The following is a 17526-nucleotide window of genomic DNA, read 5'->3' on the forward strand; positions in this document are numbered from 1 at the left end:
ACAATACTTATTAAGAATTAATAACGCGGCAACTATACCGCGTTTTCCAGTATATCGATACAAATCAGCGCAAGGTAATCATCTTTTATAGACCGATTACCTTGTTTTTTTAGGTATAAAATGCCTAAAAAATTTTCATTCTAGTTTGTTCCTTTCAAGATAGCGGTATTTTGTATTTTTGTCAAATGCAGCTAGAAGCTATTTTAAATAAATTAGGCATTTCATCCTTAAATGAGATGCAAGAAAAAGTAGTGGAATCGTTCCAAAAAGACCATGATTTCATCTTACTTTCACCCACAGGATCTGGCAAAACCTTGGCCTTTTCATTGCTCATTTTAGAGCAATTGAGGGAAATCGTTCGGGAGGTTCAAGTACTGATTTTAGTGCCAACCCGCGAACTTGCCTTACAGATAGAGCAAGTGCTACGCAAGGTGGCCACAGGTCACAAAGTCACCTGTGCCTATGGCGGTCATAGTACCCGTATCGAAAAAAATGAATTCAAGGATGCTCCCGCAATTATTATAGGAACTCCAGGACGTATAAAACAACATATCGAAGAAGGAAATTTTGATCCGACCAGTATCCACACCCTTGTGTTAGATGAATTTGATAAATCGTTGGAACTGGGATTTCAGCATCAAATGGATTTCATTATTCGACATATACCGGCCATCAGATCACGGATATTGACTTCTGCAACGATGATGGATGTGATCCCGCCATTTACACAGATAAAGGAGCCTATTCTTGTTGATTTTCTGAATAACTCACAGAACATACCCCGCATTACAATAAAAAAGGTCGTTGCGCCTGTTCAAAAGAAATTGGAGGCATTACTAAAACTCATCTGCAAGATCGGAACGAAAAAAATGATTATTTTCTGTAATCATCGCGATGCAGTAGATCACATCAGCGAACTGCTGGACAATCGCAATATTATTCACGACACTTTTCATGGCGGACTTGAACAGCAAGATCGTGAACTGGCGCTTCTCAAATTCCGTAATCATTCCAACAATGTTTTAATCACGACCGATTTGGCTGCAAGAGGGCTGGATATCCCCGAAGTCGATGCCATTATTCATTACCAGCTACCGCATAAAGAAGATGGCTTTATTCATCGCAATGGACGCACTGCGCGCATGCAGGCAAAGGGTGATGTCTATGTCATCTTAAAGCCTGAAGAAGCCTATCCCTATATAGCGGAAGAAATACCTGAAGAGGAATTTCCCGAATACTATGATCTTCCGGAAAATTCACCTTTCGCCACACTTTATATCAGTGCTGGACGAAAAGATAAAGTCAATAAAATTGACATCGTAGGTTTTCTTCTGCATTTGGAAGGTGTTGAAAAAGACGACATCGGTATAATAGAAGTGAAAGATAAGGTAGCTTATGTTGCCGTTAAAAGAAAGCTTGCTTCCGTTATTATCAATAAGGCTAGTGGGCAAAAAATCAAAGGACGTAAAGTAAAAATTGGACGTACCTAGTTCTTCGCGCTCCAAGAGATCCTCCTTACCTATTTCGGTGGCGAAGGTCAGATCCATTATCCAACTGTCATTCCAATGCATAAGGAGACCTGCATTGTCGTTTAAATAAGTCGATATAAAAACCACTCAATGAGTGGTTTTTTTTATAGGGACCCGATTAACTCTTGGTTAACATCATGTTTGATACTAACAGGGGTATTACAGGGGGTTAGCAGGGGTATAACAGGGGGTTAACAGGGGTGTACCCCTATTAACCCCCTGTTAATACCCTGTAAAAAGAGTACTGTCACCCTTTTAATTCCAAACATGGTGTAATCGGAGTTATATGCCTTACCGAAGTCGTTATAAACAAAAGCAAGAAATAAAGGGAATTTGTCGGGGGTTAGTGCACTTGGGGAATCAATCGCCAGGTAAACCTTCACAATGCCGTGTAAGGCCTACCTGGCGATGCTAATTTAAAATTTTTCAGGGTATGTCATGAGTCCTGTTCAGGTCAAGCGCCCCAGGTTAATCCAGTTCTTTTAAATACCGGAGATACAACTGCACAGCTTCGCGTTTCTTATCTGTCAAATGGAAATTAAGATGTTGCGTCAGATATTTGGTATAATCAAAGCCCTCAAATTCTGGGAGACCGGCTATCACATCGGTTGCATGTTCAACGCCATATGCTAAAGCTTCATTAAATTGCTCCACAAAAGAGTCGGGAAGTTTTTTGTTACTTACCCATAAGGCAAAAGCGAAAGGTAATCCGGTGAAGTTAAACCACTCTTCTCCCAAATCATAAACATAGGGTACTGCATTCTTCTTACCGAAAGTACGATCCCCAATTAGAACATAGGCATCTGGCTCTATAGATTCATCAGTGATCAATTCTACATCCTTTTTCCAATAATTTTTAATCAATACACGTGCTAAACCATTTGACGTGCGCGATTGCTTATCTAAACGTAAAGTTTTTACCTCATCAATAGGCTTATTGGCAAAAATAAAGACAGAATCAACAGCACCTTCTGTGCCGATACAAAAATCGGTATTAATATAATACTCGGGCAGACTTAATAAGGCAGCTGTCGGTATAATACCGATATCAGCTTGATCATCGATTACTTTCTGTGCACAGGCACTTGGATAATCAACGCTCAAGTCGATTTGCTCCATCACTTTCGATTTACGTATTCCATTCAAAAATGGATAAGTATTGGTATACGATACGGCAGAAACTCTAATTTTATTCATTTATCAATGCTTCTAAGTGTGCGGTATTGTAATGGTCCACAATCTCAAATTGACCATTATCATACAGCAATTTATATAAAGCAGTATTTGTATGCGGGAAATCATCCATATAACGGGCATCGACACCTGTCATTAGACAAAGCATAATCCGTAAAGCACGACCGTGCATACAGACTAATATGTTTTTTTCATCTGTCCGAGCGAGCATATGATCCAAGGCGACTTGTTGACGAGCCATCAATTCATAAGGAGACTCTCCGTTTTCAATACTGACATCCAATTCTCCGTTGCGCCATGCTGCGACCAATTTTTCAAAACCAGTTAGCAACTCTGGTGTCTGTTCTTTTCCTTCATAAACTCCCCAGCTTATTTCATCCAAACCAACAAGCTGTTCCCAAGGTAAATCCAAATCAAGAAATCCCTGTACAGTTTGATGCGTACGCAATAAAGTGGAGGTATATATCTTATCAAAAGGCACCGTCTTATAGCGATCAAAGAAAGCCTGAGCTTGAGCTATGCCCATCTTATTGAGCGGGGAATTAACACCCCGTCCCTGCACAATACCTTTTAAATTTAGATCAGTCTGTCCGTGTCGTATAAAATAAAATGTCTTTTTCAACGTGCGATATGAGTTATGAATTGACAACAGGTAATGCATAATAGCTTTTCTTTTGATCACCTTGATCAAAAACAAAATCATTATAATCGGTCACCACATTGTAGAGGGTATCTCTTTCTATCGGATGGCGTCCAACATTTTTTATCAGCTCGACAACCTCTTGTGTGGTCATCCCTGGCTTTTGCTCTTCTGCTCCTGCCATGCTGTATATTTTTGTCGTATCATCCAGTGTTCCATCGATATCATCGACCCCAAAAGCCAAGGACAACTGGGCCGTATCTCTCGATATCATTGCCCAATAAGCTTTAATATGATCAAAATTATCCATGTAAATTCGAGCGATCGCATAATTCCTTAGGTCTTCGATAACGGATACCTCGGGAATATGGGACATTTGGTTCTCCTTATTTCTAAATTTTAAAGGAATAAAGGTCTGAAAACCGCCAGTCTTATCCTGCAGCTGTCTTAGGCGCTCCATGTGATCTACACGATGCCAAAACTGCTCAATATGACCATACAGCATTGTGGCATTGGTATGCATTCCCAGCTTATGCGCTTGCTCATGAATATCCAACCATTGTTCGGCGGTACATTTATCATGTGCAATCTGTTCTCTGACTTCTGGATGAAAAATTTCTGCTCCCCCACCCGGCATGGAATCCAAGCCGCAAGATTGCAAATACTTCAGGCCATCGTAATGGCTTAATTTTGCCTTCTTAAAAATATAGTAATACTCTACAGGTGTAAGTCCTTTAATATGCAACTCGGGGCGATGCGCCTTACATTTGCGAAAGAAATCAGCATAAAATTCGAGGTTTTGTTTAGGAACAACGCCTCCAGTGATATGAACCTCAGTAACAGCCTCATTGTCATATTTTTTGACAATATCCATCATGCCGTCAACTTCCATCTCCCAACCTTCTGCTCGTTCTTTTATTAACCTGGAATACGAACAGAACTTACAGTCATAGACACAAACATTCGTCGGCTCAATGTGAAAATTACGATTGAAAAAAGTATGATCTCCATGGCGTTTCTCACGAATATAGTTAGCAAGCACACCAAGATAGCCTAGCTCACCTTTTTCATATAAAAGCACTCCTTCCTCAAAAGTGATACGCTCCTCTCGCAAAACTTTCTCCGCTATATCTCTCCATTCGACAGCTAAGTTTTTGTCGTTTATCAAGAAATTCAATTTATCTATTGCGTTCATTAAATGTATCTCCTATCTTAAATCAAATGTACCGAAAAGGCAACAAAAGTTATAATAAAAAATGTGACAACAACTAATTTGACAAACCTCTTAGAAAAGAAAGCTAATCTGTAAATTGTTGCATCTCGATTAATTTGCGGTATAATCCTTCACGTTGTATCAGCTCACTATGGCTACCTACTTCTACAATCTTTCCGGCTTCAATAACCACTATTATATCCGCATTCTGAATGGTACTTAAGCGGTGGGCAATGACAACCGTTGTTCTATTGTCCATTAATTTATATAATGAGTCCTGTACCAATTTTTCAGATTCGGTATCTAGCGCAGAAGTCGCCTCATCAAGAAGCATGATCGGTGGATTCTTTAAGACTGCCCGTGCGATACAGATCCGCTGGCGTTGGCCACCCGATAATTTACCGCCCCGATCACCAATGTTGGTCTGATAACCATGTTCTGTTTTCAAAATAAATTCATGCGCATTGGCAATCCGTGCAGCGGCTTCAACCTCTTCCTGGCTGGCAGAAAGATTAGCAAATGCTATATTATTGAAAATCGTATCATTAAACAAAATGGACTCCTGATTGACGACACCGATCATGTCCCGTAAAGAATCCTGGTTTAAATCCCGTAAATCAGTACCATCAAACAAAATTTGCCCTCCAGTGACGTCCATAAAGCGTGGAATCAAATCAACCAAAGTTGATTTTCCCCCACCTGAAGGCCCTACCAATGCAACGACTTTTCCTTTTTCTATAGTCAAATCGATGTTCTGGAGAATCTCTTTATCTTTGCTGTACGAAAAATTGACCTGGTTAAATACGATATTCCTCTCAAAGCTTTTCACAAGTTTCGCGTCGGCGCGATCTTTCACTTCCGTCTTTTCATCAATAAGCTCCAATACCCTTTCACCTGCAGCAAGACCATTGTGGATACCGCTAAAAGAATCTGTTAACGCCTTTGCCGGACGCATCACCTGCGAAAAAATAGCGATATAGGCGATAAATTCCGGTGCAGTTAACCCCTTGTCACCTGAAAGCACCAAATGACCGCCATATAAAAGAATAATTGCGACCATAATGACACCCAGTAGCTCAGAAACAGGCGAGCTTAACTGTTGTCTTTTAGCCATAGCACGGCCGATATTCGCATAACGTTCGTTCTCATTATGAAATCTGTTCTTAATAAAGGAGACCGCATTGAAAGCTTTGATAATTTTAATCCCAGATAATGCTTCGTCCAAATAAGAAATCATATTTCCATAGGACTCCTGTGCGGCATGCGCCTGACTTTTAAGATTCTTAACGATTCTTGCAATAAAAAATCCAGATATAGGAATAACCAAAAGGGAGAAAAAAGTCAATTTTGGAGAAATATTAAACAGCATCACGATATACGCGATCAATTGCAAAGGTTCCTTAAAAACCACCTGCAATGTCCCTGTAACAGAATACTGAACAACCTGCACATCTGACGCGACTTTAGAAACAATATCTCCTTTTCGTTGCCCCGTAAAATAGCCAACATGCAGATCCATCACATTATCAAACACCGCTCTACGCAATTTGAGCAGGGTATGAATGCGAAAATTCTCCATAATACGCTGACAGAAATAACGAAATAGATTACTGATAAATACAGAGATCACAATAACAATACAGACGTATTTCAATGCACCATAGGCTCCAAACTGGCTATTAGCAACACTGGCATAGTAATTAAACCACGCGAGAATGTCTGTATAAGCCTCTGGCTTTACGGCCTCGGCGGTCTCTTTACCAGCGTTAAAAAGTGTATGGAGTAATGGAGCAAGCAATGCTAAATTCAAGGTGCTAAATATAACCGTGATCAGCGTGCAAATTACATAGGGGATTGCAAATTTCTCAATGGGTTTAGCAAACGATAAGAGCCTAAAATATGTTTTCATTTATTTTGAACTAAGACAAATTACCTTTATACGAAAAGTCATTCGTCGGTCTCTCCTCTACCTTTCAGATTTTTGACGAGGAAATTGAACAAAAATAACAAATTAATCAAGAAAAGCACATATCCTGGTAAGGGACTATAAAATTGTTGCATCTCAAGACTAAAGCATCCAGCTTGTTTTGCTTGAAAAATCGATAAAAAAATCTCCTTTTAATAGATAATTCCCTAATTTAGCCTTATTCAAATACCAAATTTATTAAAATAAAATGCAAATAGACGTTGCCAAAAGATTGCAGCACACTGAAGAATATTATTTCTCCAAAAAATTAAGGGAAATAGATGAGTTAAACAAACAGGGTGCGCGTGTAATCAACCTAGGAATTGGAAGTCCAGACTTGCCTCCGCACCCGGAGGTGATCGAGACATTAAATACGAATGCCCAACTTCCAAATGTGCATGGCTATCAAAATTATAAAGGCGCCCCCGCCCTACGACAAGCCGTTGCAGATTGGTATCAACGTTATTATAACGCAACTTTTAATCCAAATACAGAAATATTACCCTTAATAGGGTCAAAAGAGGGTATTGTGCACATCTGTATGACCTATCTTCAGGAGGGAGACCAAGCGCTTATACCCAATCCCGGCTACCCAGCTTATGCGGCTGCAGTGAGATTGAGTGGTGCTGAAGCGATTACCTATAATCTTACACAAGAGAAAAATTGGCTTATTGATCTAAATGAGCTCAAAAAACAAGACTTGTCAAAGGTTAAACTAATGTGGATAAACTATCCTCATATGCCAACAGGTGCCTCGGCACCCGATGCATTTTATCAAGAGCTGATTCAATTTGCCAAAGAGCATAACATCTTGATTTGCCACGATAATCCGTATAGCTTTATTTTGACAGATACGCCAAGAAGCATTATGAGTATCCCTGGCGCGAAAGATGTGGCCATTGAGTTGAATTCGCTGAGCAAGTCTTCCAATATGGCGGGATGGCGAATTGGAGTGCTCGTGGGTGCCGAAGAACGTATAAACCAAGTACTCCGTTTCAAAAGCAACATGGACTCAGGTATGTTTTTACCTGTTCAGCTGGCTGCGGCAAAAGCCTTACAACTTGATGCCTCCTGGTATGCTGATCTAAACAAAATTTACGCTGAAAGACGTCAGCAGGTTTATGAAATTATGGATTTGCTGGACTGTTCTTATCAAAAAGACCAAGTAGGTCTGTTTGTATGGGCACGCATCCCTGAAAAATATAAGGATGGTTATGCGCTAAGCGATGCTGTTTTGGACAAATCACGGGTATTTATTACACCGGGTGGAATTTTCGGAGACAAAGGCGATCAATATATACGCATCAGTCTCTGTGCCACAGTAGAGGTACTCAAAGAATCAATCCAGCGCATTAAAGATAATTTCTAAGACATTCGATATCTCGACAGCTTAATCGCTTTGAAATTATCGATAGAATAATTGATCGAAAAACAACCAGTGTATAAAGCGTTCGGTGTATAACATTTGAACAAAAATACGCTTAATATAATTGTTTACATATGAACATTGCCATTGTAGGCGTAGGCTTGATCGGCGGCTCAGTTGCCATTCGCCTAAAAGAAACAAAATTCTGCGACAAAATAATCGGTGTAGATAAGAGTCAAAAGAACTTAGATAAAGCGATGCATATCGGCTTCATTGACGAAACAGCAAGCTTAGAAGATGCGATTAAGAGCTGTAAAGTATTGGTGCTCACAATTCCTGTCGATGCCATTTTACATGTTGTTCCTCAAATCTTGGATTTGGTTACAGATCAGGTCGTCATTGACATGGGATCGACAAAAACAAATATTCTCAACAAAATCAAGGATCATCCTAACCGGGGGCGTTACGTTGCAGCCCATCCCATGGCCGGAACCGAGTATTCGGGGCCTGAGGCTGCAATACCGGGCTTATTCAAAGGCAAGATGATGGTGTATGTCGAAGCATTTAAAACTGATGAGGATGCTTTCGAGATCGCGGATGCCATCACCGACCAATTGGAGATGCGCAGCTGTTTTATGAATGCGGACGAACATGATGTACACACTGCTTATGTATCACACATCTCTCACCTGACCTCTTTCGCCCTCGCCTTAACGGTATTGGAAAAAGAGAAATCTCAGGGACGTATCTTTGAGCTAGCGGGCTCGGGATTTGAATCTACAGTACGTCTGGCCAAAAGTTCGCCCGATATGTGGACACCTATTTTCAAGCAAAATCGCGAAAATGTACTCGAAGTACTCGAAGAACATATCAAGCAGCTTCAATCCCTGCACGATTCTATTGCCACAGAGGATTATGACAAATTGCACAAACTTATTACCCGTTCCAATAAGATAAAAAGGATCATTAAGTAAAGGGTGCTCTAGTTAGAGCAGCAGGTATAAAAGTCCACCTTTTGGTGGACTTTTTTTATTCATCTTCCAATTCATTGAATTTATCCAAGTCGGCTTTTGCACCTATAGGATCACCCAATTTTTCGCGAATTGCTGCCCGGTAAGAATACAGATCAGAATAATATGGATTCAAATCGATCGCTTTCGAGTAATCTGCCAGTGCGCCTGGTAAATCCTCCAACTTTTCATTCAAATCGGCCCGTAATGAATACACATAAAAATCTTCCGGATTGAGCGTAACAAGGCGGTCAAAATCCAATAATGCTTCCTCAAAATTTCCCAATCGCTCAAACAAAGATGCCCTTTCTTCGTATACGATCGATGAATCACGATCTATTTCCTCCGCTTTGGCATAGTCTTCCAGGGCACTTTGGTAATTACGATAGGATTCAAACACTTTAGCGCGAAATATATAGGCGGCAGAACGATTCTCATCAAGAGCAATAGCCTGATTGAAATCAGACAATGCCAATTCAAAACAGGTCAATTTCAGGTACAAACTTCCTCTAAAAACAAAGAGGTTGCTATCCTTATTGTCGGATTCCGCAATAGCAGCAGAATAAAGACCGATTGCTTTTAGATAGCTATAGCAATGAACATATTCAAGTCCCAATGAATTTATTTCGTCAGTACTCAGCTGCTTTGGCTTCGATTCCAGCTCTTGAATAACCAAATTATCGGCCTCAAAGTAAGTGAGTTCAGCTTGATTCTCCGCCCATTCCAATACACTATGGTAATTAAAATCCAGTCTCTTGGCAATCTGATAATCATAGAAAGCACCTTCGTCTTCATCGATGAGTCGATAAACTAAACAACGGCTCGCATAAAAAAATGGCTCCTCTTTATACTGTTCGATTGCGCTTGTAAACGTTGCAATAGCTTGGTCATATGCCGCTATTTTAAAATAATAAAGACCTAAATAGCTATAGGCAAGTGCATGATGAGTCAAAGCAATCGCCTGCTCAAGTAAAGCGACAGGATTGCCATCGCCACTGATTCCGACATTAAATCCTTCCAATGTAGATCTAATCGCGCTCTGTTGGACGGTATCTAGCCAATTAGCGGAAAAAGATGAACTCGCTTCCGGAAAAAATGATGAAATAGGTAAAAAAGAAAACTTAGCAAGAAGTACGGGTACCGGCAGTGTAAAATCTGATTCCACAAAAGTATTGTTTTGTAGAATGACAGCTAGATTTGAAAACATATGCTTCATACCCAAAACTAAGCTAAATTTCATTACAAAAGAAATCTAACGGTAGATCAAGTACCCTATTCGGGTATTCTTATCAACTAATTTCACCTGTCAGGTATAAGTATTTATAGCGGACAATATCCCTCGAATTTGTAAATTTGATTAATTTTTCCTTTTTGAAAACATAATTGGAAACCTTCTCTTCCATCAAACGCAGGAATTCAACAAATTCAGCAAAAAAGTCTTGACGTTCTCCTGGTGTAAACTGGCTGTTTTTTACAATCCAAAAGAATTGCTCTTCATTTACATGGAAAGATACCTCATTTTTCTTTTCTTTTCGAAAAATAAAGATTGGGTCATTTTCTTGGTTAATAAATAAAGCAAAGCCCGTATTTCCACCATCCAAATTAACAACAAAAGCAGAAAAATGGACAGTACCGATCTGTAAATTTTCCAGACAAATTAATTTATGCAACATCAGGTTGACAATTAGATCACCTAAAATTATTAAGTTTTTATTAAAAAACAAAAAAAGGCCCACAAAATAATTGTGGGCCTTTTGTATTCGACGTAAATCTAATTAGAATGTAAATTTCACAGATGCATTCCAAGTTCTACCCTGTCCGATCAAAACAAAATTGGAAGTGTCAATACCATTCCAAGTATTGTTCACATCTGTCACCAAGTTACTCGAAGTAGCTTCCGAAATATAGAACTTATTCAACACATTGTTCATGTTGACACGGAAACTCATACTGTTCTTGTCACTTACTTTGACATTGTAAGAAAGACCGGCATCCAAAAGATTAAAAGACGGTAATTTCATATAGCGTCCATAAGTTTGGCCATCTATTACTTCTCTACGATAATTCGATGCATACAAACGCTCATAATATCTGTAGTTTGCGTCAACAGACAAACCCTTAAACACTTTATATTTAGCACCAAATCCATAAGAAGTTTGCGCTGCGTTACCAACATGTTCACCGGTTAAATTAACCTGAGAACGTCCCAATTCGACGCGGTTATCGTTACGTATAACAGAGTTTACTGCGCCATCGTATTTCCAGTCACCTATCGATAAAAACCCTGTTAGGCTTAATTTTTCGATTGGGCGGGCCTCAAAATCAACTTCTACCCCTCTATGCACCTGTTTTACACCGTAATTTGTTGTATATAAATAGGCACCTTCGACCAAAATACCAGGATCATTTGTTGGATTGTATTTTTTCACATCATCTGCCGTCGCTAAACTCGAACTACCCGTAACACGGTTTTCCCAAGTTGTGCGGTAAACATTCACATTCACATCCAAGAATCGAGAAGCAAATTTATAACCAGCCTCTAAACCAAGGATTTTTTCATTTTCAGCATTTTCATTAATATCATTTGCAAAATTCATGAAAATATTGTTTTGATAAGGCTGACGAGAATAGTACCCCGCATTACCAAAAACACTATGATGTCCCAATGTATAACTTACACCACCCTTCGTATTGTAGCCAAAGTTGTTCACGTCTTTAGAATCCTCATTACCTGGTGTGTATTGAAAATAATCAGAACGTTTGTTTTGTTGTTCGGAAACCGATCCTTGGAAAAACGCTGTAAAGCCATTTTTCGCATATTCCAATTGACCGAACAGACCTCCGTAACGGATGTATTGATTGTAATCCCAAGCTAAGCGATCTTCACGCGAATCAGGTTTACTTGAGAAAGCTTTCCAAGGGTTTGTTGAGTACGTATTGGTAACCAATGGCTTATTAGGGAAATTAACATTACCGCCTAATACAACACCATTTGTATTTCCAAGTGGATCTGTCAATTTACGATAGTGTGTACCTTTATAATCCCTTACATCAAAACCGACATTGAAATTCAAGGATTCTGAAAGTTTACGATTATAGTTAGAAACTATACCAAACCATTGGTGATTGTTCACATCAGCAGCTAAATATTTGCCTGTATTGTATTTATCGCTTCGCAAGGATTGGCCACCCCCAGCAGCTAACGATGCGTAAACGACAGTTGACAAAGATGATTTATCATCGATCGTCCAGTCCCAGTTCAAGTTGGCTACTGGCTTATGATAAAAGTTCTTTTGTGCATTCATCATCACGCCGTTTGCATCCTTATAATTGTCGTTATAACGTCTGCCATTAGCGAGATAGTTAGACAATTTTGAGGTATACCCCTGGTTGTGCCACTGTGGAGCACCCGTTAACATAAAGTTCAGGTTGTGCTTTTCATTCGCTTTATATCCAACAGACAAGAAATAACTTTGTCCAGCACCTTCTGTATGGTCCATATAACCGTTACCTGACCACTGTGTAAACATAGCCGAAACAGCAAAGCCGTTTTTCATAAGACCGGTATTGTAACCTACCGTTGCCTTCATAAACATATCGTTACCAACAGTGGTACGAACAAAACCACCCTCTTTCATTGCAGTGGATTGTGTCACGTAATTTACGGTTCCGCCGACAGATGAAATCGCTAATTTAGATGATCCCAAACCACGTTGAATCTGCACTAAAGAGGCAATATCTGTAAGTCCCGACCAATTTGACCAATATACACTTCCATTGTCCATACCATTGATAGGCTGACCGTTCAACAAAAATGCTGTATTGGACTGATCAAAACCACGTGTTGTCATAGAAGACTCACCAAAACCTTTTGCCTGACCAGTGATATAAACCGAAGGGGTATTAGCCAATGCGGAAGTAATATCCTGTGCTCCTACCCTTTCCTCTAAATCCTGCTTACGGATCGTCGAAACGGCAATCGGTGTCTTTCTTCCTGCCGCAATATCGATAACCCCATGACCGACAACAACAACCTCATCCAAATTTGTTGAAGATCCAGCCGTAAAAATTGGATTGATATTCAACGATTCCCCCGATTTCAGCATGATGTTTTCGAAAACAACAGGCGTTTCGCCAATGTAAGTTACCTCTACTTTGTAGGGGCCTCCTTCTTGAAGATTTGAAATTTGAAATTTTCCTTGGGCATCGGCTGAGCCACTTACTACTTGTCCACTTGGGATGTGGGTAATTTTAATGGTTGCTCCTTTAACCGTTTGTCCAGTAGCTTCTTTGACAACTCCTGAAACCGAACCAGTATTTGCTGTTTGACCTTGAACGGCACTATAACTAGCAAAAACAAGGGCAAAAAAAAGTAAAGACTTTTTCATGTTAGATGTGATTGTTTTGTTTTTGTGCCGCAAAATTAGGAATTGATTGTCTTTTTAACTAATTTTAACAATACCAATATGATGCAGTATCTCTATATAGAAAGAATAAATTTTAATCTTCCACAGAAAAACAGCAAATTTCAGCAAAAAGAGGCAATAAAAATACAGCATACATAAAATAAATACAACACATCCATCTTATTCATGAAAAAACACCAAAAATAATCAGAATAATATTTTGTCTGTTTTGAATAAATCAAAATTTATCAATTTTACGATTTTTTTGAATTGCATACAAGATTTTATAGCTTATCCTCATGAGGTGCTAAAAATTATTTCTTTCAATCCGTCGTTTCCACCTACCTCTTTTTCTTCCCACAACAGCTGAAATAAGCCTATAAATAATTAACTTTAACTAATTTAAAAAATATGTTATCCATAGAACAAGCTTATACAGGCATTCTTGAACCGGAATTAATCGCTGAAATAGCGGAAAACGCGCATATAAAAACGTTCCGTGAAGGCGATCTCATCATTGATACCAATCAATATATCAAGGCGATGCCTCTCCTCTTGGATGGGGCAATAAAAATTGTCCGGGAGGATGAAGATAAAGGCGAATTGTTGCTCTACTATCTGGAAAAAGGTCAAACCTGTACAATGTCAATAGCCTGTTGCCTCGGGAATAAAAAAAGTGAAATTCGTGCGCTCGCAGAAAAAACAACGACTGTAGCCATGATTCCAAATGAGCTTGTCAACCTTTGGATGGGAAAATACCCTTCCTGGCGAAATTTCATCATATCAAGCTATTCAAGCCGTATGGACGAAATGTTACAAGCTGTTGATAGTCTAGCTTTTTCCAATATGGAAGAACGCATCATCAACTATTTGAAAGCCAAAGTGAAGCTGAATGACGACCGAATACTCACCCTTACGCATCAGGATATCGCTTCCGATTTAAATACATCCCGAGTCGTTGTCTCCCGAATTTTAAAAAAACTGGAACAGGAAGATAAAATAGTGCTGCTTCGCAACGAGATTAGGGTATTGGTAGAATGAGTAAAACATTTGTATCTTTAGCTATACGTAAATTTTGATAGCTATTAATGTAATTTTTAGATGAAGATAGAAAAAATAGGATTTATAGGATTAGGAAACATGGGATACCCCATGGCTAAAAATCTAGAAAAAGCAGGATTCCCCCTTTCTGTTTACAATAGAAACAAGGCTAAAGCAGCAGGCTTTGAAGAGCAATCAATTATCAGCGAAGATATAGGTGAATTAGTCGATCATAGCGACATTATATTTTCCATGCTCACCAATGATGAAGCAGTCAGCGAAGTATATGAAAAAATCCTCCAAAGGGAGATCAAGGGCAAATTGTTTGTCGATATGAGTACAATATCTCGTGAACGCTGTATTTCAATAGCCACTAAGCTAAAAGAAAAAGGCGCTGCTTTTATGGATGCTCCCGTTGCCGGCAGTACCAAACCAGCGACTGAGGGTACGCTTATTATTATGGTGGGTGGTGATCCCGAAGACCTTCATCGCGCTCAACCATACCTCGAGCAGATGGGAAAATCGATCAAACATCTCGGCGAAAATGGCCAGGGAATTGCCGCTAAACTTGCGATCAACTATTTCCTTTCCACCATCTATCAAGGTCTCGCGGAGACGATCTTATTCTCAGATAAACTGGGAATTCAACGAAGCGATATGCTCGAAATCATCAACGATAGTGCCAGTGGCAGTGGGGCAACAAAAGTGAAAACACCATTATTGGTGGAAGAAAACTACAGTCCTGCATTCGCGCTAGACCTTATGCTGAAAGATATTCGACTGGCTCAACAAGCCGGTGCTGAATATCCCCTCCTCAAGACCTTACTCGAAACCTACGGGAAAGCACACGATCAAGGTCTCGGACAGCTCGATGTTATTGGTATCATTGAATCCATCAAGTCGTAGCTTCAGGTTGGCGACAGTGAAAAAAATGTACATTGAAAATTATATTTAGTTGAGATGGACTCCAAATTAGGTTCATTTCTGATCACACAAAATAATGAGTGGAACAAATTCTTTACAGATGAAAACAGTTATGACACTATTGATGCTTACTATGGTCACCATGACTACGCAGGCCCAACAATTAAAACAGGTTTCTTACCAGGATGGTGAACAAAAACTCAACGGCATGGTAACCGCCAATAGGGCAAAAAAAGGCCCTGCTGTCTTAATTCTTCCGGCATGGAAGGGAATTGACAACGAAGCGAAACAAGCTGCATTGCTTCTTGAAAAAGAAGGTTACATTGCTTTCATTGCTGACATCTACGGTGAAGGAAATATTCCCTCGGACAACACCGCAGCTTCGAAAATTGCCGGCCACTACAAGACAGACTATAAAGCTTATCAGCATCGCATAATGCTCGCATTGGAACAACTGAAAAAAGAGGGTGCGGATCCGACGAAAATTGCTATCATCGGCTATTGTTTTGGAGGTTCAGGAGCATTAGAAGCGACGAGAGCCGGCTTCCCCGTCAATGCAGTGATCAGTATCCATGGAGGCCTATCCAAAGCTGCCGACAGACCCAATAGTTCAATCAAAACAAAAGTACTCATTGAGCACCCAGCAGCCGATAAAAGTGTATCAAAAGAAGATTACGATGGGTTGGTCAAGGAATTAAATGAAGGAAAAGCAGACTGGCAAATAATCACTTACGCAAATTCTGGACACACATTTACGAATCCCGAGTCACCCGAATATAACCCCGTAATGGCTAAACGTGCCTGGGAGCACACCTTATTATTTTTGAAAGAAGTATTAAATTAAATAGCAAAGTCAACAACAGCAATATCGACCCAAATGAATTATAACGTGAAACTGCACATTTATCCGATTATCATTCAGTTGTTGATATTGCTGTTATATAGTCCGAGCGCAGCATCGCAAACAGTAAAATCGCTAACAATAGCTAGCCCTTCGCAAGCAATATTGTTTGTCACCAATGAGTCCGATAAATCGACCGATTTTATCATGCGTCTACACGAAAAAAATGCTGCTGAGATTTTCAAACAGGTACCTTTTAGCACAACAAAGTTATTGGTCACAAAAACCGATGCAAAAAAACTCACATTCATCGTTAAAAATCACCAATGGGCTATCGACGTATTGTCATTGAAGCAACGTCATGCCATGATCTTGTTTGATGGATTAGCCAAACCCAAGATCATATACGATAGTAATACCTATCTGGCAGCAGCCAAACCGATATTAAACACCAGCACACAAATTGCGTCAAAGAAAGCTTCGGCACAATATAATACCTCACATTTCTTTGACTCAATCGCACAAGTTAAATTTATTCCATCCGGGCAATATGCAGCGGCTATTATCGCAAATCCCGCTCTTACTCTTTATTACAGTCAGCGTAAGAATATATGTGACGGCACTTATGTAATGCAGCAGTTTTCGGACGAAAATGAGGTGCAATCCGGTGCAATTATGACAACTGTATATGAAGAAGGCAAAGAGATCACATCGAACAATCTTTCCGGGGGAAATAATTATTACAACAAAAGATGCTATAATCAATTCGGACTTATCGACTCCATACAGTACCTTCGCAATAGTAAGTGGAGCAGCAGTACAATTTACCGGTATCTCCCAAATGCCATTGTTTCCTACGATCCTACATTTGAATCGGCGATGATTTATCACTTGAACAGTAAACTCCAGGTTATAAAAAGTGAATCCATTCATTTTGTATATCAACGGAGAGACTGGACCATTTACAGTTATGATCAACAGAATCGAATTACTGAAGAGATTTCGGGTAGAAATGATCAAAGAGAAAGTCGCGTCCGCTATCAGTATGATAGTCCGGAAACAAGTGACTACTCACTACGCCAAACCTTCGATCAAAGCGATCGACTGACAGCCGAAATCAAGCGATCGTACCGAGCCAACGAAACGATTGATGAGTTTTATTATGAGGGTGTATTACAACAAAAATCTATTGTAAAAGATCTCGGAAACTGTGCCTACGAAAGCTTGATATATAACAAGGAGGGAAAGTTAACAGCGAAATACATACAGGCAAAGAAAACCAACTAAACGAACTGAAAAACTGCACTAAGCTCAGACAATAAGATTCTTGATTTTGATAAAAAAATATTCGACGAAATTAGGCAAAAAACACATTTCTGCACTAATTTTGATAGCG

At 39.6% G+C, this 17526-nt stretch carries 14 protein-coding genes; 7 read left to right on the forward strand and 7 right to left on the reverse strand.

The features are described from left to right. Positions 1–236: 236 nt before the first annotated feature. Positions 237–1490 (forward strand): DEAD/DEAH box helicase, encoded by a 1254-nt coding sequence (locus M2419_RS02465; RefSeq protein ID WP_262885290.1) that lies wholly within the window; start codon positions 237–239, stop codon positions 1488–1490. Between the two features lie 507 nt (positions 1491–1997). Here the strand turns inward: M2419_RS02465 and M2419_RS02470 are convergent. The 4 genes from M2419_RS02470 to M2419_RS02485 all read right to left on the reverse strand — a co-directional run bounded on the left by M2419_RS02470 (position 1998) and on the right by M2419_RS02485 (position 6485). Continuing rightward, the gene (locus M2419_RS02470; RefSeq protein ID WP_153845842.1) at positions 1998–2726 is read right to left on the reverse strand and encodes a menaquinone biosynthetic enzyme MqnA/MqnD family protein; all 729 of its coding nucleotides are present in this window, start codon (positions 2724–2726) and stop codon (positions 1998–2000) included. Then, positions 2719–3345, reverse strand: coding sequence for a histidine phosphatase family protein (locus M2419_RS02475; RefSeq protein ID WP_153845841.1), 627 nt, complete (start codon positions 3343–3345; stop codon positions 2719–2721). Before M2419_RS02475 ends, M2419_RS02470 begins: the two co-directional genes overlap by 8 nt. Positions 3346–3358: 13 nt before the next feature. Continuing rightward, the gene (gene mqnE / locus M2419_RS02480; protein ID WP_153845840.1) at positions 3359–4558 is read right to left on the reverse strand and encodes an aminofutalosine synthase MqnE; all 1200 of its coding nucleotides are present in this window, start codon (positions 4556–4558) and stop codon (positions 3359–3361) included. 103 nt (positions 4559–4661) lie between these two features. Then, the gene (locus M2419_RS02485; protein ID WP_159727644.1) at positions 4662–6485 is read right to left on the reverse strand and encodes an ABC transporter ATP-binding protein; all 1824 of its coding nucleotides are present in this window, start codon (positions 6483–6485) and stop codon (positions 4662–4664) included. 265 nt (positions 6486–6750) lie between these two features. On the opposite strand from M2419_RS02485, the gene M2419_RS02490 reads away from it, so the two are divergent. Both M2419_RS02490 and M2419_RS02495 read left to right on the forward strand, forming a co-directional pair. After that, on the forward strand, positions 6751–7911 hold the full coding sequence (locus M2419_RS02490) for a pyridoxal phosphate-dependent aminotransferase (RefSeq protein WP_153845838.1): 1161 nt from the start codon (positions 6751–6753) through the stop codon (positions 7909–7911). A 131-nt stretch (positions 7912–8042) separates the two neighbouring features. Continuing rightward, a complete protein-coding gene (locus tag M2419_RS02495; RefSeq protein ID WP_075993419.1) occupies positions 8043–8882 on the forward strand; it encodes a prephenate dehydrogenase in 840 nt (279 codons plus the stop codon). A 55-nt stretch (positions 8883–8937) separates the two neighbouring features. Here the strand turns inward: M2419_RS02495 and M2419_RS02500 are convergent, their stop codons facing one another. The 3 genes from M2419_RS02500 to M2419_RS02510 form a co-directional block, all read right to left on the reverse strand. Further along, positions 8938–10158, reverse strand: a complete 1221-nt coding sequence (locus M2419_RS02500; protein WP_153845837.1) for a tetratricopeptide repeat protein — start codon at positions 10156–10158, stop codon at positions 8938–8940. Positions 10159–10207: 49 nt separating this feature from the next. Then, positions 10208–10591: a hypothetical protein gene (locus M2419_RS02505; RefSeq protein ID WP_088162243.1), complete on the reverse strand. Its 384-nt coding sequence runs from the start codon at positions 10589–10591 to the stop codon at positions 10208–10210. A gap of 102 nt (positions 10592–10693) precedes the next feature. After that, a complete protein-coding gene (locus M2419_RS02510) occupies positions 10694–13306 on the reverse strand; it encodes a TonB-dependent receptor (RefSeq protein ID WP_153845836.1) in 2613 nt (870 codons plus the stop codon). 429 nt (positions 13307–13735) lie between these two features. Here M2419_RS02510 and M2419_RS02515 point away from each other — a divergent pair, with 429 nt between their 5' ends. The 4 genes from M2419_RS02515 to M2419_RS02530 all read left to right on the forward strand — a co-directional run bounded on the left by M2419_RS02515 (position 13736) and on the right by M2419_RS02530 (position 17417). After that, on the forward strand, positions 13736–14365 hold the full coding sequence (locus M2419_RS02515) for a Crp/Fnr family transcriptional regulator (protein ID WP_075993423.1): 630 nt from the start codon (positions 13736–13738) through the stop codon (positions 14363–14365). A 60-nt stretch (positions 14366–14425) separates the two neighbouring features. After that, positions 14426–15271: an NAD(P)-dependent oxidoreductase gene (locus tag M2419_RS02520; RefSeq protein WP_153845835.1), complete on the forward strand. Its 846-nt coding sequence runs from the start codon at positions 14426–14428 to the stop codon at positions 15269–15271. 118 nt (positions 15272–15389) lie between these two features. Beyond that, the gene (locus M2419_RS02525) at positions 15390–16133 is read left to right on the forward strand and encodes a dienelactone hydrolase family protein (RefSeq protein WP_153845834.1); all 744 of its coding nucleotides are present in this window, start codon (positions 15390–15392) and stop codon (positions 16131–16133) included. 45 nt (positions 16134–16178) lie between these two features. Then, positions 16179–17417: a hypothetical protein gene (locus M2419_RS02530; RefSeq protein WP_153845833.1), complete on the forward strand. Its 1239-nt coding sequence runs from the start codon at positions 16179–16181 to the stop codon at positions 17415–17417. Positions 17418–17526 lie beyond the last annotated feature (109 nt).

It is taken from the genome of Sphingobacterium sp. BIGb0116 (assembly GCF_024808035.1).
GTDB classification, from domain to species: domain Bacteria; phylum Bacteroidota; class Bacteroidia; order Sphingobacteriales; family Sphingobacteriaceae; genus Sphingobacterium; species Sphingobacterium paramultivorum.